The sequence below is a fragment of the uncultured Mucilaginibacter sp. genome, assembly GCF_903893715.1.
Lineage (GTDB): Bacteria > Bacteroidota > Bacteroidia > Sphingobacteriales > Sphingobacteriaceae > Mucilaginibacter.
On record NZ_CAITNG010000119.1, the window covers coordinates 1 to 16,716 of the forward strand.

General features: G+C 45.9%; 20 protein-coding genes. 9 read left to right on the forward strand and 11 right to left on the reverse strand.

Annotation, left to right across the window (positions count from 1 at the left end; genetic code table 11):
• The 4 genes from QZX97_RS13470 to QZX97_RS13485 form a co-directional block, all read right to left on the reverse strand.
• Positions 1-809, reverse strand: an 809-nt coding sequence (locus tag QZX97_RS13470) for a terminase small subunit (protein ID WP_295647813.1), incomplete at its 3' end; no start/stop codon positions are given.
• Between the two features lie 50 nt (positions 810-859).
• Positions 860-1,027, reverse strand: a complete 168-nt coding sequence (locus QZX97_RS13475; RefSeq protein WP_295664722.1) for a hypothetical protein — start codon at positions 1,025-1,027, stop codon at positions 860-862.
• Between the two features lie 223 nt (positions 1,028-1,250).
• Entirely contained in the window at positions 1,251-1,646 is a 396-nt protein-coding gene (locus QZX97_RS13480) for a type II toxin-antitoxin system VapC family toxin (RefSeq protein ID WP_295647815.1), read from the reverse strand.
• Positions 1,647-1,649: 3 nt separating this feature from the next.
• Positions 1,650-1,865 (reverse strand): DUF2281 domain-containing protein, encoded by a 216-nt coding sequence (locus QZX97_RS13485; RefSeq protein ID WP_295647818.1) that lies wholly within the window; start codon positions 1,863-1,865, stop codon positions 1,650-1,652.
• 275 nt (positions 1,866-2,140) lie between these two features.
• Here QZX97_RS13485 and QZX97_RS13490 point away from each other — a divergent pair, with 275 nt between their 5' ends.
• Genes QZX97_RS13490 through QZX97_RS13515 form a run of 6 tightly spaced genes read left to right on the forward strand, consistent with a single transcriptional unit; the run spans position 2,141 to position 5,376 of the window.
• Positions 2,141-2,479, forward strand: a complete 339-nt coding sequence (locus QZX97_RS13490) for a metalloregulator ArsR/SmtB family transcription factor (RefSeq protein WP_295647821.1) — start codon at positions 2,141-2,143, stop codon at positions 2,477-2,479.
• A gap of 33 nt (positions 2,480-2,512) precedes the next feature.
• Positions 2,513-3,358, forward strand: coding sequence for an arsenite methyltransferase (locus QZX97_RS13495; protein ID WP_295647824.1), 846 nt, complete (start codon positions 2,513-2,515; stop codon positions 3,356-3,358).
• Positions 3,359-3,364: 6 nt separating this feature from the next.
• Entirely contained in the window at positions 3,365-3,796 is a 432-nt protein-coding gene (gene arsN2, locus QZX97_RS13500) for an arsenic resistance N-acetyltransferase ArsN2 (RefSeq protein WP_295647826.1), read from the forward strand.
• A 24-nt stretch (positions 3,797-3,820) separates the two neighbouring features.
• Positions 3,821-4,270, forward strand: a complete 450-nt coding sequence (locus tag QZX97_RS13505) for an arsenate reductase ArsC (RefSeq protein ID WP_295647829.1) — start codon at positions 3,821-3,823, stop codon at positions 4,268-4,270.
• Positions 4,271-4,312: 42 nt separating this feature from the next.
• Entirely contained in the window at positions 4,313-4,726 is a 414-nt protein-coding gene (locus tag QZX97_RS13510) for an arsenate reductase ArsC (RefSeq protein ID WP_295647832.1), read from the forward strand.
• Positions 4,723-5,376: an aquaporin gene (locus tag QZX97_RS13515; RefSeq protein ID WP_295647834.1), complete on the forward strand. Its 654-nt coding sequence runs from the start codon at positions 4,723-4,725 to the stop codon at positions 5,374-5,376. The genes QZX97_RS13510 and QZX97_RS13515 overlap by 4 nt, the downstream gene beginning before the upstream one ends.
• Positions 5,377-5,455: 79 nt before the next feature.
• Here the strand turns inward: QZX97_RS13515 and QZX97_RS13520 are convergent, their stop codons facing one another.
• The gene (locus QZX97_RS13520) at positions 5,456-5,911 is read right to left on the reverse strand and encodes a dCMP deaminase family protein (protein ID WP_295647836.1); all 456 of its coding nucleotides are present in this window, start codon (positions 5,909-5,911) and stop codon (positions 5,456-5,458) included.
• Positions 5,912-5,914: 3 nt separating this feature from the next.
• Entirely contained in the window at positions 5,915-7,522 is a 1,608-nt protein-coding gene (locus tag QZX97_RS13525) for an MFS transporter (protein WP_295647839.1), read from the reverse strand.
• A 161-nt stretch (positions 7,523-7,683) separates the two neighbouring features.
• Between QZX97_RS13525 and QZX97_RS13530 the strand changes: the two genes are divergently transcribed.
• The 3 genes from QZX97_RS13530 (at position 7,684) to QZX97_RS13540 (ending at position 9,022) form a co-directional block, all read left to right on the forward strand.
• Positions 7,684-8,325 carry a LysE family transporter gene (locus QZX97_RS13530; RefSeq protein ID WP_295647842.1) on the forward strand — a complete coding sequence of 214 codons (642 nt, stop codon included), beginning with the start codon at positions 7,684-7,686 and terminating at the stop codon, positions 8,323-8,325.
• Between the two features lie 78 nt (positions 8,326-8,403).
• The gene (locus tag QZX97_RS13535; protein ID WP_295647845.1) at positions 8,404-8,616 is read left to right on the forward strand and encodes a hypothetical protein; all 213 of its coding nucleotides are present in this window, start codon (positions 8,404-8,406) and stop codon (positions 8,614-8,616) included.
• Between the two features lie 13 nt (positions 8,617-8,629).
• Positions 8,630-9,022: a hypothetical protein gene (locus tag QZX97_RS13540; RefSeq protein WP_295647847.1), complete on the forward strand. Its 393-nt coding sequence runs from the start codon at positions 8,630-8,632 to the stop codon at positions 9,020-9,022.
• 152 nt (positions 9,023-9,174) lie between these two features.
• On the opposite strand, the gene QZX97_RS13545 is transcribed toward QZX97_RS13540, so the two are convergent.
• The 5 genes from QZX97_RS13545 to QZX97_RS13565 form a co-directional block, all read right to left on the reverse strand.
• Positions 9,175-11,082, reverse strand: a complete 1,908-nt coding sequence (locus tag QZX97_RS13545; protein ID WP_295647849.1) for a class II glutamine amidotransferase — start codon at positions 11,080-11,082, stop codon at positions 9,175-9,177.
• A gap of 199 nt (positions 11,083-11,281) precedes the next feature.
• The gene (locus tag QZX97_RS13550) at positions 11,282-12,586 is read right to left on the reverse strand and encodes an ammonium transporter (RefSeq protein WP_295647851.1); all 1,305 of its coding nucleotides are present in this window, start codon (positions 12,584-12,586) and stop codon (positions 11,282-11,284) included.
• Positions 12,587-12,737: 151 nt separating this feature from the next.
• Entirely contained in the window at positions 12,738-13,070 is a 333-nt protein-coding gene (locus tag QZX97_RS13555; protein ID WP_295647854.1) for a hypothetical protein, read from the reverse strand.
• 12 nt (positions 13,071-13,082) lie between these two features.
• On the reverse strand, positions 13,083-14,585 hold the full coding sequence (locus tag QZX97_RS13560) for an NADH-quinone oxidoreductase subunit N (protein ID WP_295647856.1): 1,503 nt from the start codon (positions 14,583-14,585) through the stop codon (positions 13,083-13,085).
• Positions 14,586-14,588: 3 nt separating this feature from the next.
• Entirely contained in the window at positions 14,589-16,712 is a 2,124-nt protein-coding gene (locus tag QZX97_RS13565; protein WP_295647859.1) for a mucoidy inhibitor MuiA family protein, read from the reverse strand.
• Positions 16,713-16,716 lie beyond the last annotated feature (4 nt).

Here is a 16,716-nt window from a genome sequence, read left to right on the forward strand (position 1 = left end):
GACTCAGAACTCCCGACTCCACACTCAGGGCTTCCATCCTCCACATCACCCACGCCGTTGTTGGTGTCCCGATAGCTATCGGGATCACCAACAACCGAAAAAACCCCGTCATCATCAGAACTCTGATCGCCGACATCCGACATCTGACCTCCGTCCTCCGACTTCTCAACCACAGTCTCTCCCATATACCACCCCGCGGCCCTCATCTTGTCCCCATCACGCTCCAGCAATTGTGCATACAATTCGTCGCTCACCTCTTGGGTAAAAGCCGCGCTGGGCCGTGTTTGCCCGTGCTCCGCTTCAAAAGCAATATCCTCGGCCGTTTCCGTCCGGTCAACCTCGGGCAAAGGCTTCCAATTCGCTTTGTAAAAACCCGTATGTTTACAAAGCCTGTCCAAAGCCGCCATTTTGTTGTGGAGTTTTATTTTGACGAGTTCACCAAAAATGTGCCCGTCCTGGTAGCACATATCCGCCCTCTGGTAATAGCTTACCGCCGCTTTTTCTTCGTCCGTCAACTGGTGCATCTTCTTAGGTAGCCCATAATCGTCATAATAATTACCCATATTACAAAATGCGATTTTCATCAGTTCGCGTAGCAGCATATCATGCGTCAGTTCCGCACGTGCCGCGCTGCGGCTCATCGCCGCCTTTAAATACGCCTGTATCTTGGGCACGTGCAACAAATCGCCCTTCAAGGCTGTGTTCTCGCTATACCCCGCCGCCACTGCGGCCCGGTAAGCGTTAAAACTCAATAGATACTCCTCACAAAATTTTTGTTGTTTAAACGATAGTTCCTCTAAAATTGCCATAATGTTGTTGTTTTTGGGTTTGATAATGAATTAATGTTAAATACCTAAAATTATGTTCGCACCCAGTCGGTAAATAAGCTTCGGCCAAAAGCAGAGAAAACTATGGTGGCCTCGCGCGTTGGCAGGGCATAGCAAATTTTGTCCGAAGCATGGGCCTTGCGCACAATAGCGACAAAAGATTGCAGCACAGGTTTTCTCAGCTTGTGTGCGAAGGCCAAGAGCGTAAAGAAGCCTATTTCCCGACTTGATTTTTTGTTTCTTTTGTATCAAGACAAAAGAAAAAGAACGACTTACAAATGTCGGAACAATTCACATCAAATTAAAGAAATTTCGGAAATTTTTTTTAGTTAAGATATTGAATTCCAATAACTTACTCGAATTCTAAAAACACTGATAAGCTACCACAAAAGTCACCGTTATAGCATCAGAAAATAAAAAAAATTAAATAATCGAAACCAACGATGAGTATAACTGAAACTTAGCATCCGAAGTCATAATGGTAAATTTCTCGTGTTGGGCAACCGCAATCAAAAAGCGGTCGAAGGGGTCTTTATGTTCCGAAAACAGCGGTAAATGCTCATACAAAAATATATGCGTATTGGTCAACGGCAGCAGTTCAAAACCATTGCGCAACAATTGCTCTGTTACGGTTTTAATATCAGGCACAAAACCGGGCAATTTGTTGATGTTCTTTTTGATGGCAAGCTCCATCAAGCTTATCTGGCTTACAAAAATTGTGTTCGCACTATCCTCAAGCAATTTCCGGTGCGTATCGCTTAGCGGCGAATATACATCGAACGACCAAACAAGTATTTGGGTGTCAACCAGGATATTCATTGGCTACATATAATCTTTCAGGTCGTCCAACGGCTCGTTAAAATCCTCGGGAATAGCCACCTTACCTTCCAAACCGCCCAATTTCCTTTTCGGTGACGGTTTTACTACGGCCTCTTCAGTCAAAAAGGTAACCATCACCTCGGTTTTCACATCAACCGGGGGCTGTTCCTGTAAAACGATTTTGCCATGGTCATAATAACCCTTTATCGTGGTCAACATACTGCGTCTCTTTTTCGTAAAGTAAAAATACAAAATTTTTGGCTTTTATAATAAGGCAATACTGGTCGATGTTTAGCGGCAGCGTAAATCGTCCAAAAATATCGAAAGCATCCTGCTTGCATAAACACCGCATTTAATCAACCCCGCTGTTCGATTCTCCGACCTCAAACCCCTATGCCTGTTTCTGCGACTACAGCCTCCCTTCCCACAATTTTCAAATTTATTTGCATTTCAAATTTTTATCATCGTATATTTACGATATATAATTTGATACCATGGCCATCAACAAAAAAGAAGCCTTTACCGATACCGACCAAAAGCTGGCCGACCTGGCCAAAGCCATGGCGCACCCGGCGCGTATAGCCATACTGCGCATATTGGCCCAACGCAATACCTGCATCTGCGGCGAAATTGTCGAAGTAATGCCCCTGGCACAGGCCACCGTATCGCAGCATTTAAAAGAGCTTTTGAACGCCAACCTCATCAAAGGCACCATCGACGGTAAAAAATCATGCTATTGCATCAACTGGGAAACCTTTAAAAACTTTAATGCCGACTTTAATACCCTCTTTGGCGATTTGCAGGTTTCGGCCGCCAACCAGGCTTGTTGTTGATTTTTTTATGAACTGATATTCATCCCAAATAAAATGGAAAACGAAAAAGAACTGAAGGAACTGGTGAGGCAAAAATACAGCGAGATTGCTTTGCAGGACAAAGAAACAAACGAAACCTCCTGCTGCGGCTCGGGCTGCTGCTCAACCGAGGTGCACAACATCATGAACGACGATTATAGCGGGCTTGCCGGCTATAACCCCGATGCCGACCTTGCTCTGGGCTGCGGTATGCCTACGCAATTCGCCAAAATAAAAAAGGGCGATGTAGTGATTGATTTAGGCTCAGGCGCAGGCAACGACTGTTTTGTGGCCCGTGCCGAAACCGGCGAAACCGGCAAGGTGATCGGCATCGATTTTACCGAAGCCATGATCAACAAGGCGCGTTATAATGCCGAAACGCTGGGCTTTAACAATGTGGAGTTCCGCTTTGGCGATATTGAGCACATGCCCGTTACCGCCAACATAGGCGATGTGGTGGTGAGCAATTGCGTGTTGAACCTGGTACCCAATAAATCGGCCGTGCTTAAGGACATCTACCGCGTATTGAAACCGGGTGGGCATTTCAGCATATCTGATGTAGTGTTGGTGGGCAATTTGCCCGATCAACTCAAAAACAAAGCCGAAATGTATGCCGGTTGTGTATCCGGTGCCATCCAAAAGGACGTTTACCTCGAACTCATCAAGCTGAACGGCTTTGAAGATATCACCCTCCAAAAACAAAAAGTAATCACCATACCCGATGATATTTTGAGCCGCTATTTAACTGCCGACGAACTGACCAATTTTAAAAATGGCGGCATGGGCATTTTCAGTATCACCGTTTACGCGCAAAAACCATTAACAAAAGCACCCTGCTGCGCACCCGGATGCTGCGATTGAACCGAAATGACAACACATAAAGCAAACCCCAACCGCGATGACGTTATCGCCCTGCTCGCTGCCGAAAAGCTGCCCGTTGATGACCTGCCCGAAACTTTAAACAATTTCGTGGTAGCAACGGATGGCGAAACGTTGACCGGTGTAGCCGGATTGGAAATTTACGGCCAATATGGCCTGTTGCGCTCTTTGGCTGTTGATAAAGCTTATCGCGATAAAGGCATTGCCAACAACCTGCTGGCCCAAATAGAAGGCCTTGCAAAAACGGAAAAGCTATCGGCAATTTACCTGCTCACCGAAACCGCGCCCGATTATTTTTTCCGAAAAGGTTATCGGGTTATCAACAGGAGTTCTGTTCCATCCGAGGTGCAGCAATCCACCGAATTTAGTCATGTATGCCCGGCATCGGCCATCGTAATGAAAAAACCAATCCAATTATAAACACTAACCATTAAACCTATTATTATGATACAGCACAGCGTTTTGTTTGTTTGCATTCACAATTCGGCCCGCAGCCAAATGGCCGAAGCATTTTTGAACACCTTTGGCGGCGATTACTTTATTGCCGAAAGCGCCGGCCTGGAAGCCGGGAAACTAAACCCCAACGTGGTAAAGGTAATGCAGGAAGTTGACATCGACATCAGCCATAAAGGCACACAGGATGCTTTTGAGCTTTTCAAAAAAGGGCGTTCGTTTAATGCAGTTATTACTGTTTGTGATGAAGCCAGTGCCGAAGGCTGCCCTATTTTTCCGGGTGTGATTAAAAGGCTGGGCTGGTCATTCCCCGATCCTTCAACTTTTACGGGTACGCACGAAGAAATATTGGAAAAAATCCGAAAAGTGAGGGACCAGATCAAGGAATCGGTATTGGCCTTTATCGAAGAAGGTAAACACATGGAATATTGGATCAAATAAAAATAACTTTACCCATCACAATTAAATACGTTTAAACCCCAAATGAAAAACATCTTAGTACTATGCACCGGCAACAGTTGCCGCAGCCAGATAGCCGAAGGCTATTTGCAACATTTCGCCGGCGACAAAGCCAAAATATACAGCGCGGGCATCGAAACTCATGGCGTAAACCCCAAAGCCATACAGGTAATGGCCGAAGACGGTATCGATATCTCACACCACACTTCCAACAATGTCGACGAGTACATCAACATCCCTTTCGACTACGTCATTACCGTATGCGATAACGCCAAAGAGAACTGCCCCTACTTCCCTACCACCGCCGAACGCTTCCACTACAACTTCCCCGACCCGGCCAAAGCAACCGGCACGCCCGAAGAAGTGATGGCCGAGTTTCGCCGTGTACGCCAAATGATCAAAACCTATTCCGAAGAGTTTATAAAAGCACATTTATGATGCTGCGTAAATACACCGCCGAGCTGTTGGGCACCTTTATACTGGTGTTTTGCGGCTGCGGCGCCATGGTAATCGACCAGCAAACCGGTGGCGCCATTACCCACGTAGGCGTGGCTATCACCTGGGGGCTCATTGTTATGGGTCTCATATACGCCCTCGGCGATGTGTCAGGCTGCCATATCAACCCCGCGGTCAGCATTGCTTTTACCTTGGCGGGACGTTTTAAGGCCATCCATTTGCCCGGTTATATCGCCAGCCAGTTGGCGGGGGCTTTGCTGGCAAGTATGGTGCTAAAGCTGCTGTTCCCCTCAAGTCCGTTATTAGGCGCTACCATGCCCGCCGGTACCGAAATGCAATCCTTTATCCTCGAACTGTTGCTCACGTTCATCCTCATGCTGGTGATTATGCAGGTGGCCCATGGCAGTAAAGAGCAAGGCCAGGCAGCAGCAATCGCCATCGGTGCCATCGTAGGCCTCGAAGCCATGTTCGCCGGCCCCATCTGTGGCGCATCCATGAACCCAACACGTTCTTTGGCGCCTGCGCTAATATCCGGTCATTTTGAACACTTGTGGATATATCTCACCGCACCCTTCTTCGGGGCTGCATTGGCCATACCCCTTTGGCGATATTTGGCCAAGCAAGACAACTAATACCTAATCTAATCTACCGATTTACAACCCAATGCCCAATGACCAATGACCAATGACCAATGACCCAATGACCAATGACTCAACCACCCATCTTCCCCGCAACCACACCAAACCGGTTCAAAAACTCCACGCCTTCGTCAAGGGCAATACCCTTATACTCTGCATACGAATGTTTGAAATACACCCGTTTTATCCCGGCCGAGTAAATCAACCTCGCGCAAGGCAAACAAGGGGATAAGGTGGTGTACAGCGTGGCACCCTCCAGTTTGGTGCCGTTCTTCACCGCGTACAAAATGGCGTTCTCTTCAGCGTGCAAAGCCAGCGAGCAACTCCCTTTCGAGTCGCGCGGACAACCTGCATCCGGCCATTCTTCATCGCAATTATGCGTACCGGCCGGCGGCCCGTTATAACCGATGGAAATAATGCGCGTATCCTTGGTCAGCACTGCCCCCACCTGCGCCTTCATGCAATGCGAACGCTTGGCCAAATCGAGCGCAAGGTTCATAAAAATATCATCAAAACTTAGTTTGCTCATAGCTTAGTGCGCCTCCGCCGTTTCCAATGCCTCTACATCTACACCCTGTTTCTTCAACTCGCCGCTCACTTTCCAGGCAAAAAAGGTAAGGTAGGCAAAGCCCAATAATGGTACAATGTACGAGTGGTGTATACCGCTGGTATCGGCCAAAAAGCCCTGTATCGGCGGGATAATGGCCCCACCCAAAATCATCATAATCAAAAACGCCGAACCCTGGCTGGTATATTTGCCTAACCCGGTAATCGCCAAAGCAAAAATAGACGGCCACATAATCGAGCAGCACAAACCACCGCTGATGAGCGCATATAAAGCCACCTTACCTGTCAATGCAAGCCCTACAAACATGGCGATAACACCAATGATGGTAAATATGGCCAAAGTACGCGCGGGCTTTTGGTTGCCGATGTAAAAACCAACGATCAGTATCGCCACACAAATAGCATAGGTAAACATGTCCCGTACATCGGTACCGTTAAAATAGTTCACCAGCAGCACCACGCCAAAGGCCACAAAGGGCACTACCACCGTCAGGGTATTCTTCCACATCTTAGTTAGTTTAAACGCGCCTATGGCACCCGTCCACCTGCCTATCATCAAACTGCCCCAATACAACGATATAAACTGTTTGATGTTCGATTCCGCGTAGCTGCCAAAGTCGGGCGTCTTCAACAACGCGCCTAAATTACTGGCAATGGTTACTTCCACACCTACGTAGGTGAATATCGCTATCATACCCAATATCAACTGCGGGTATTGCATAGCGCCCCAGCCCTCTTTGTTTTTGGCTGATAAGGGTATACAAATGATCAGCGACAACAAAATAACCGCCAATGCCGAATACACATAATACGATTTCGATATGCCGGTCGCGGCCGTCAGCGGGTCAGCAGCCATAATCAGTATAAAGCCCAGTAGAATCACAAACAACGGCAGATTGGCTTTATGGCTCGATTCGATCTTCTCATCGCTGGTAACCACCGGTAGTTTCGAAACATAAAAAAAGATAGCCACGGCTATGAACAGCCCGGCCAAAATATAGTACTCGTTATCTACCGCCGAAATCTGAATTTTATTGATATCCGGATTGGTAGCCACGCCAAACAACAATTTATTTACGATAACCGGCCCTAAAATACCGCCGATGTTGTTCAAACTGCCCGCGAGGTTTAACCTGTGCGCCCCCGTTTGCGGCGAGCCCAAAGCGATAACAAATGGGTTTGCCGCCGTTTGCTGTAGCGAAAACCCGATGGCGATAACAAAATACGACACCAAAATAAAGATAAACGAGCCCGAATTAAGCCCCATCACCATCAATAATGCGCCAACAGCCGAAATAACTAAGCCTATGATGATACCATTTTTATACCCCATCTTGTTCAGCAAATCAACCTTAATCAACTGCGAGGCATAATACAACACCAACGAACCGATAAAGTAACCGCCGTAAAAAGTATAGTCAATCAGTTGCGATTGAAACTGCGACAGGTGAAAGTAAAACTTACAAAAAGGGATAAAAATACCGTTCGAGGCGGCTAAAAACCCCCAGAAAAAAAATACGGTAATAATGGTATACAGCGCCGACCTGTAATTAGCTTGCTTGTTTTGTTCCATTGTTGTGCCAGGTGTTATTGGTTAACGTTTTAAAAACCCTAACTTAATTTAAATTTTATAAATATCTAATTTTAAATTTTAAATCGTTTTGCCCTAAAGTTTGGTGTGATATGGCATAATTTGCATATTCGCATTAATAAATACACCAAAGGCTATAATTAATGATAGAAGCCATTATTACGGGCATCGGGTTTGGGTTGGTACTGTCGGTTTTAACCGGGCCCGTGTTTTTCGCATTGATTAAAACCAGTATCGAAAAAGGTTTCCATGCCGGCGTAGCCATGGCCCTGGGCGTAGTAACCAGCGACATGGTCTTTATCGGTGCCATCCTCTTTGGTTCGCAGTTCATCAACGTAAAGGCCGATACGCACATCGTGGGCATCGTAGGCAGTACCATCCTGTTCACCATCGGTGTATACTACATATTTAAAAAAGCCGAGATCAGCTATGCCAAAACACCCGCAAAAATAAACCGTGCGGGCTTCTTTTTAAAAGGCTTTGTCATGTGCATTTTTAACCCTACCCTGCTCTTCCACTGGGTAACCGTTATCGGTGCCGCCAGTACCTTTTACCGTACCGACCTGCCCAACCGCCAGTTAAAGATCGCCATCATGTTCATCACCATCCTCGGCGTACAGTTCTCGCTCGATACCCTAAAAGCCTTTTACGCCAACAAACTCCGCGACCGCATCTCCGAAAAGTCCATCCACCGCCTCAACCAGGTAGCCGGCATCGCCCTCATCATCGCCGCGTTGGTATTGGTGGATAAGCTCATCACGCATGTGGTGTTTGCGGCTAAATGAGCTAAAAGCGCAAAGCTGAAAGCATAAAGCTTTTTTGTTAATTAATTGTTATTTTTGTTTAAGACAATTGAATGTATCATGAGCATTTCTTCCGTTCACCCACCGCTTAGCAACGTACAAGCCGAACTGTTAAAGGTTTTTAGTGCCGATATACCCGATAGCGACCTTGCGGAACTGAAACACCTGATGGCCCGCTTCCTGCTCGATAGGGCACGCGACAAAGCCGATGCCGTCTGGGACGAAAACGGCTATACCGACGAAAAACTTCAGCAAGTGTTTCAAAGAAATTGAAGCAACCGAACTCATGTCAATTCTTCCAAGACAATTAGAAATTGAATTAGTAGACGACTTATTTTTAGCAATACCCCAATTTAAGAATTATGTTAAAAACTGTGACTTTCAATATTCGGAAAAAGTAGCATATCTATTATTTGACGATTTGGGAAGGTTTGTAACTGAATTGATGTTAAAAAACATAGATATCGAAATCACATATAATTGTTTTAACTATATAAATGTATTGGGTGAAAGAAAAAATGTTGATATCGACAATTTACTTGGCGTAACTTTCATCGAATCATTAGCAAGTATTGTTGAACTTAGAACTGCCGCAAAAGCAAAACTTAAAGGTCGTACCCTAACGATGTTTCAAGACGTTGTTGATGGACCAATGTTCAACTCCAAAAGCCGTAGATAAACTCGCTTATTGGTCGGGATTTATAATCCTCGACCCACGTCATTGGGGGATTTGCAATCCTCGTCCAACAAACAAAAACCAATCCAAAAAGCTTTCTGCTTTTAGCTTTCCGCTTTAAGCTAAAAACAACTCACTATTCACCACTCACCAAATCACATATAAGCCCGCTGGTTCTTCCCTTCCATCCAGTTCACAAAAGCGCGGTTAACCACTTTATTGCCGCCCGGGGTGGGGTAATTGCCGCTAAAGTACCAGTCGCCCTTATGGTCGGGGCAAGCTTTGTGCAGATTATCTAAAGTTTGATAGATCACCTGTACCTCAGCGTTTATCTCTTTTGGTGTGATGATTTGCGCAATCCGGTCCGATATTTCCTGGTCGGTAAACGGCGCGTATATCTCCTTTACATAGTTCTCCACTTCCTCTTTCGGCAGTTTCGAGCTTTCCTTGCATTTTTGGTACACGTCGGCAATAATCTGGTAACGGCCGCTGTCTTTCAGTAAGCTTATCGCCGCCTCAAAAGCCACAAACTCGCCCATGCGCGACATATCTATCCCATAACAATCCGGGTAACGTATCTGCGGTGCCGACGATACCACCACAATTTTTTTCGGCTTTAACCGGTCCAGTATCCTTAAAATACTCTGTTTCAGCGTCGTACCGCGAACGATCGAGTCGTCCAAAGCCACCAAAGTATCCGTATGATTCTTTACAATGCCGTAAGTGGTATCATACACATGCGCCACCATTTCGCTGCGGTCGGCGTCCTGGGTAATAAAGGTGCGCAGTTTAACATCCTTAATGGCTATTTTTTCGACGCGTGGTGCCATTTTTAGCACCTCGGTCAGTTCCTTGTCGGTAATTTTATCGGCGCGGTTCAGCAAAATATCGCGCTGGCATTTTTTGATGTGCTTATGTATACCTTCCACCAAACCATAATAGGCCACTTCGGCCGTGTTCGGGATATACGAAAACACCGTATTTTTGATATCGTAATCTACCGATTCCAGTATCTGGTCGCACAATAAGCGCCCTAATTGCTTACGTTCCTTGTAAATAGAAGCGTCGCTTCCGCGCGAAAAATAGATACGCTCAAACGAACATGCCATTTTTTCCTGAGGCTCGCTAAACATCTCCTCGCTTATCTTGCCGTTCTTTTTGATGATGAGCGCATGGCCGGGTTTCACTTCCCTGATGTCATCAATCTGTATATTGAATGCCGTTTGCAAAGCCGGGCGTTCCGAAGCGGCAACCACAATCTCATCGTTATAATAATAAAACGCCGGGCGTATACCCACCGGGTCGCGCATAATAAACGCGTCGCCGTGGCCAAATATCCCCGCAATGGCATAACCACCATCCCAGTTCTTGGCCGATTTCCGCAATATCTTCGCCACGTCCAAATCATTAGCTATCAGCTTACTGATTTCAGCGTTATCGTCCAGGCCTTCGCGCTTGTATTGGTCAAATAAACCCTGGTTTTCGGTATCCAAAAAGTGGCCTATTTTTTCGAGAACGGTTACGGTATCCGCTTTTTCTTTGGGGTGCTGACCGAGGTCGTACAACTGTTGCAATAACTCGTCAACATTGGTCATGTTAAAGTTGCCCGCAATCACCAAATTACGCGTCATCCAATTGTTTTGACGCAGAAACGGGTGGCAATTTTCCACGCTGTTATTTCCGTGGGTGCCGTATCGCAAATGCCCTAACAAAACTTCGCCGGTAAAACTCACATTATTTTTCAGCCATTCGGCATCTGAGAGTTTTTCCGGCTGTTCTTTTTGAATATCTGCAAACTTCTTCTGTATGTATTCAAATATGTCCGAGACCGCGTTCTGCGCCATCGATCGGTGCCTGCTGATGTAGCGCTTACCGGGTTCAATGTCGAGTTTTATGGTGGCCACACCCGCGCCATCCTGACCCCGGTTATGCTGCTTCTCCATCAGAAGGTACAGTTTATTGAGGCCGTAAAGTGCAGTGCCGTATTTTTTTTGATAAAAGGATAGAGGCTTTAGAAGACGGATAAATGCGATGCCGCATTCGTGTTTTATCTGTTCGCTCATGCTGGGTATTAAGCACGCAAAGTTACGACTTTAAATCAATTTCAAAACTTTTTTGAGCGTTCGGGTTAACAATGATTTTACGATTACAAAACATTCAGGGGCCTTTTTGGCCCCCGAAAACAGAAGTGTTTTTTAAAAGTATTTTATGCCAAATTTTGCAAAAAGCAATGCCTGTAAAACAAAATTAGCTAACATAATTTTACAGCTTTTCGCCATGCTGGCTCAGGTCGAGCCCGATAGCCTCATGCTCCGGCGAAACCCTTAACGGCGATATCATATCGGTAACTTTCAACAGCAGCAACGAGCCAAAAAACGCGAATACCGAAACACCAACCAGTGCCTCGCACTGCACAAAAAATAAATGTGTCTCACCAAAAAACAAGCCGTTGCCGGTGGTATTAGCCGGGTTAATTTGCTGATGCGCAAAAACGCCGGTAAGCAGCATACCCACCATACCCCCTACACCATGGCATGGGAAAACATCCAGGGTATCATCAATAGTAGTGCGCGTGCGCCACTCCACCACCAAATTGCTTATCGAAGCCGAAACTATCCCAATAATGAGCGATGCCGGTATCGACACAAAACCCGAAGCCGGGGTAATGGCCACTAAACCGACCACGGCGCCGATACAGGCACCCATGGCGCTGGGTTTGCGCCCCCTGGCCATATCAAAAAACATCCAGCTTATCGCTGCCGCCGCCGATGCCGTGGTACTGGTAGCCAATGCGCTTACCGCGAGCGAGTTGGCCGCAAATGCCGATCCCGCGTTAAAACCAAACCAGCCAAACCATAACAAACCGGTACCAATCATCACATAAGTGATACGCGCAGGCTCATGGGTTTGTTCGCGCCGGGCTTTCAGATAGAGTGCCGAAGCCAGTGCCGCCCATCCCGCCGACATATGCACTACCGTTCCGCCCGCAAAATCGAGCACACCTAACTTATTTAAAAAACCGTCGGGGTGCCAGGTGGAGTGCGCCAGCGGAGCGTATATAAAAACAAAAAACAAGCAGATAAACAACAGGTACGAGTTAAAGCGTATCCGCTCGGCAAACGCGCCGGTGATCAGCGCCGGGGTAATAATGGCAAACTTTAACTGGTACATGGCAAAAAGCAAAATCGGTATGGTAGGTGCCAGTTTCCAGGTGGCGTTGCCCAGCATGCCCCGCATCATAAAAAATGTGCCGGGGTTGCCTATCACACCATGGAACGAATCGCCAAAGGCCAAACTAAAGCCAAACACCACCCAAATAACGGTGATAATAGCCATACAGATAAAACTCTGGAACATCGTAGAGATCACATTTTTTTTGTTCACCATACCGCCATAAAAAAAGGCGAGGCCGGGTGTCATGATCAGCACCAAACCCGTTGCCGAAAGCATCCAGGCCGTATCGGCAGCGCTGATATGCGCGTCGGGTTTCGAAATATCGATAGAGGGGAAAGCCAGGCACAGGCCGGCAATAACAAGCAAAATAGCTACAGGTATAAATCTTTTCATCAACGCAAAGGGGTAATAATTGCGCTAAATTATAAATTTTTACATTTTACCTATAGAATTAATAGAATTATATGATATATATCACATTTAATCAAAATCAAATAAATGTAGAAAGCGAAATAAACAATAACAAAACCTGTAAGCAATATAACTACGGCTTTGTATACGGGGGTGATGGGAATTGTATTAACGGAGAAAAATCCGCCTTAAAAATATCCAACTCAAAAATATCGCCTTCTTCATCAAAGAAGATTGCAAAACTAACCATTATTCCATCCAAATCCTTCAATGAAAACTCAGCGATTTCTTTACCAAACTTTCTTTCCGTTCCGTCATTAGATACGAATCGCAAGCTACCCATTCCCCCATCATCCATTTCCTCAACTTCTCTAAAATGAAGGGTGTCAACGATTTGCTGAGTGTCTGGTTTATCCTCTAATAGGAAGATTACCAAATTATACTCATCATTAGTCAACTTACGCATGATAAAAATAACTTACACTTTCAAAAATTCCAAAATCTGCGGAAAAACCCCTACCGCCAACAAAAAAAAGCTGATAAAGCAAATAAAGAACAGCAGATAACGGTGGTTAACAATCAAATCCTCGGCATGGTGCTCGTTCTTTTTCAGGAAAAGGTGCAGCGGTATCTTGATATAGTAAAAAAGCGAGATCAACGTGGTAGCAGCCCCAACGATCATCAAAGCCAGCAGCCAGCTATTATGCCCCTGCTGGTAAACAGCATATACCGCCGAAAATATCAGCACCTTGCCGTTAAAACCTGCTGTAACCGGCAATCCCGCTAAGGAAATCAAAATGATTACAAAACAAACCGATGGCAGCGGATAACGCAGGCCAACACCTTTATAGCTGTTCAGGTCCTGCGCGCCAATCTTGTTGACGTAGTACGTGCAAAGCATCAGCGCGCCCGCGTTGGCAATGGCATACACGGCCAAATAAAACAACAATGCCGATAATCCCTGCTCCGTAAAAGCCACAATCCCCATCAGCGCGAAACCCGTATGCCCTATACTGGAATAAGCCAACATTCTTTTGATATTGGTTTGCCAGATGGCCGCCACATTCCCTGCTATCAGCGTAACAATACCCACTACCGATAACAACAATCTGAAATCGAACGCTGTCCACTCGGGTCGGAACACAAACGGACTTAAAAAGTTCACCAGCAACCCAAACCCCGCAATCTTAGGCAGGGTCGACAAGTAAGCCGTAACCGGCGTAGCCGCGCCCTGGTAAACATCGGGCACCCAAAAATGCATGGGCACAAAGGATAGCTTAAAACCTATCCCCACCATTACCAGTACCAACGCCAGCGAAACGCTCACCGGGCTAACATGTACCAGGTTTTGGATAAACCCGTCGTTCCAAATATCCAGCGTACCGCTAAAGCCATACAACAGCGATATGCCGTACAGCATTATCGCCGACGATACCGCCCCAAACAGCACGTATTTCATCCCGGCTTCGGTACTTACCCCTGTATCCGACCGGTAGGCCACCATCAGGTACGACGCGATGGACACCATCTCCACCGCCAAATAAATGCTCAGCAGGTTCACCGCCATCAGCATCAAATGCAAACCAAATACCGACGCTATAATGATGGAATACAGGTCGCCCAGTCCTTTAAAATGCGCCCGCAAAGCCTTGTCCCAGGGGATATAGATCACCATCACCAGTGCGAGCACATCAATAACCAGTTTAAAACAAACCGAACTATGTTGCAACAGCAACATGCCGTTAAAAATAAAACGCGACTCGGTTATATTTGATAATTGCAGCAAATCGGTAAACAATACCACCACCACACCCGCAATAGCAGCGTTACGGCTTAAATTGGGGTATCGTTTACCGAAAATAAGGTCCAGCACAAAAACCTTGATAAACAACGCCACCAGGATGATCTCCGGAATGAAGTACCACATACTTTGCAGTATATCATTTAATTGGGCAGGTATGAGCTGGGGCAGGTTGTTCATTAACTATTGTACAATAACTTGTTGATTTTTTGGATATTTTACCTGGTAGCGCAACTCCAGCTTCTTATCGTCGGCCGGGGCCAGTTTCAACACCCATTGCACTTTGCCGCTGTCATCGTTCACCTTACCACCCGATAATTCCTGTTTTTCCACCTCTATCCCTGTATTTTGCGATACCGGCACCTGGTCTTCCACCAACAGGTTGATGGGTTGGTTTTTGCGGTTCTTAACTTCAACTACCCAATCTTTGGTTTCCTTAATATTGGAGCCAATGGCCTGGCGTTGTGTCAAATTCTTTTGCAGGGTACGTGTTACCACGATATTCTTATCCACGCCTAAACTCAGGTTCAAAGTATCGCCCGAAGCACGCGTATCCAATAATGATTTACCGATGTAAGTCCCCTCAAAAAACAAATTCGCCTCTCCCGAAAGGAAATTATACTTGTTCCAATCCACCAACTGGCTGGTCAAAAAAACGTCCGTGTTCAGTTTAGGCGCAACGTAATATTGAAAGGATGCGTTCAAATCATAATTGCCAATTTCCACGGCATATTGTTTGCCATCGCTTGGTATATCATAAGGGTTGGCAATATCAAATTCAAAATTGGTCTGCCTCTCGTTTTCTTGTACATCCAATGGCGTCGAAACCGAAAAGTAGTTTTTGTCTTTAGTGGTAAAGTTCAATATCTTCCTTGGTTCTCCTGTCTTAATTCCCGTCATATTTGCCTGGTCCCCATAGTCGTCAATCACCTGCATGCTCTCAATCACGTCTGCGGGCAAATTCTTCATAGCTGTTGCTACATCGCCACTTGAAAAATCTTTTCCGTTCAACCGTACGCTTGCTATTTGCTGTCCCTGGCGGGTAACTGAACCATCGCTGCCTACATCGAAACCCTCCATTTTTTTTAGCAGCTCGTTTATACTGGTTTTTTCCAAAACCTTATAAGCACTGGCTTTATATTCCACGGTATCCATGGCATAACGGACGCTTATTTGTTGCACCGATTGCACCTGCGAAACCAATATGGCATTCATCGTTGCGGATGTAACACGTTGCTCGCTGGGTTGGTAACCCAGTTCGACAAACTGCAACACTATATTATCGCCTTTGGGCAGTTGGATAGAATAATTGCCGTTGGCATCGCTGACTGTGGCTATGGATGTACCTTTCACCCTGATGATAGCACCCGACAAAACCGCACCCATATTATCCGTTACGCTGCCGCTTACTTTGCCAATACTTTCTGTTTGGAAATTATAGGTAACGCCAAAGTTAAGGTACCAGGGCTTCAACTCCGGCTTAATAGCGTTAACGCTCGGGTTAGCTGTCGATAAGGTCAGCTTTACCCCTTTCCAGTCTTCGCCGCATTTTTGGTATACATTGGCCTTATAGGCGATATTCAATGGACTATTTACATCTTTTGCACGAATATCATAACTGGGGTACCAGGCCGCGTTATGCACCATATAGCTAATGGTAAACGAAGCGAAAACTATTGTTTTTGCAGAAACAGTAACAATAACATCGGCGGTTGTTTTCGCCTCGCCTTTGGTGATATCATCAATTTGACGGTTATACTTTTGAATTTGGGCGTTCAGTTCAATAATTTGGTTATTGGTGTCCTGCTCTTTTTTCTTCAATCCCAACAAACGTTCCGTCTGAAAATCGAGGGCGGCCTTTAGTTTTAAAATGTCAAGGCCGGTGTTCTGGCCGCTCACTACCTGATTTCTGGCCAATAACTGTTCTTCTTGCTTGTAAACCGATAATATATCGTTTTGCATGCCCAGCTTGTCGCGAAGTGTTTTTTGTTGGGTAAGCAAGTCGACTACCTGTTGTAATCTCGTTTGCACGTTCAAATAATTTGCCTGGCTTTTTACTGATAAGATGGTAAAAGGTCCATCTGCATGCACCTGTAGGCTCTCAACATCTATATCTGCCGACAATCCCTCAAACGTAATGGTGGATTGCCCGGCAGGGATACTCACGTTAGCCGAACGTGTTACCTGCGCCCCACCTAAAAAAACGGTCACCTTTTCAACTTTCGAAGGGACCTTCTGGTCGCCGATGGCCATTGCTGAGGCCGACAGCAATAGTCCGAAGAACATGAACATTAGTTTTTTCATCATTAGT

Bases quoted from the DNA above. Each gene is read 5' to 3' on its own strand.
- QZX97_RS13480 (WP_295647815.1), bottom strand. From the start codon at position 1,646: ATGAATATCCTGGTTGACACCCAAATACTTGTTTGGTCGTTCGATGTA.
- QZX97_RS13485 (WP_295647818.1), bottom strand. From the start codon at position 1,865: ATGTTGACCACGATAAAGGGTTATTATGACCATGGCAAAATCGTTTTA.
- QZX97_RS13490 (WP_295647821.1), top strand. From the start codon at position 2,141: ATGGCCATCAACAAAAAAGAAGCCTTTACCGATACCGACCAAAAGCTG.
- QZX97_RS13495 (WP_295647824.1), top strand. From the start codon at position 2,513: ATGGAAAACGAAAAAGAACTGAAGGAACTGGTGAGGCAAAAATACAGC.
- arsN2 (WP_295647826.1), top strand. From the start codon at position 3,365: ATGACAACACATAAAGCAAACCCCAACCGCGATGACGTTATCGCCCTG.
- QZX97_RS13505 (WP_295647829.1), top strand. From the start codon at position 3,821: ATGATACAGCACAGCGTTTTGTTTGTTTGCATTCACAATTCGGCCCGC.
- QZX97_RS13510 (WP_295647832.1), top strand. From the start codon at position 4,313: ATGAAAAACATCTTAGTACTATGCACCGGCAACAGTTGCCGCAGCCAG.
- QZX97_RS13515 (WP_295647834.1), top strand. From the start codon at position 4,723: ATGATGCTGCGTAAATACACCGCCGAGCTGTTGGGCACCTTTATACTG.
- QZX97_RS13520 (WP_295647836.1), bottom strand. From the start codon at position 5,911: ATGAGCAAACTAAGTTTTGATGATATTTTTATGAACCTTGCGCTCGAT.
- QZX97_RS13525 (WP_295647839.1), bottom strand. From the start codon at position 7,522: ATGGAACAAAACAAGCAAGCTAATTACAGGTCGGCGCTGTATACCATT.
- QZX97_RS13530 (WP_295647842.1), top strand. From the start codon at position 7,684: ATGATAGAAGCCATTATTACGGGCATCGGGTTTGGGTTGGTACTGTCG.
- QZX97_RS13535 (WP_295647845.1), top strand. From the start codon at position 8,404: ATGAGCATTTCTTCCGTTCACCCACCGCTTAGCAACGTACAAGCCGAA.
- QZX97_RS13540 (WP_295647847.1), top strand. From the start codon at position 8,630: ATGTCAATTCTTCCAAGACAATTAGAAATTGAATTAGTAGACGACTTA.
- QZX97_RS13545 (WP_295647849.1), bottom strand. From the start codon at position 11,082: ATGAGCGAACAGATAAAACACGAATGCGGCATCGCATTTATCCGTCTT.
- QZX97_RS13550 (WP_295647851.1), bottom strand. From the start codon at position 12,586: ATGAAAAGATTTATACCTGTAGCTATTTTGCTTGTTATTGCCGGCCTG.
- QZX97_RS13555 (WP_295647854.1), bottom strand. From the start codon at position 13,070: ATGCGTAAGTTGACTAATGATGAGTATAATTTGGTAATCTTCCTATTA.
- QZX97_RS13560 (WP_295647856.1), bottom strand. From the start codon at position 14,585: ATGAACAACCTGCCCCAGCTCATACCTGCCCAATTAAATGATATACTG.
- QZX97_RS13565 (WP_295647859.1), bottom strand. From the start codon at position 16,712: ATGATGAAAAAACTAATGTTCATGTTCTTCGGACTATTGCTGTCGGCC.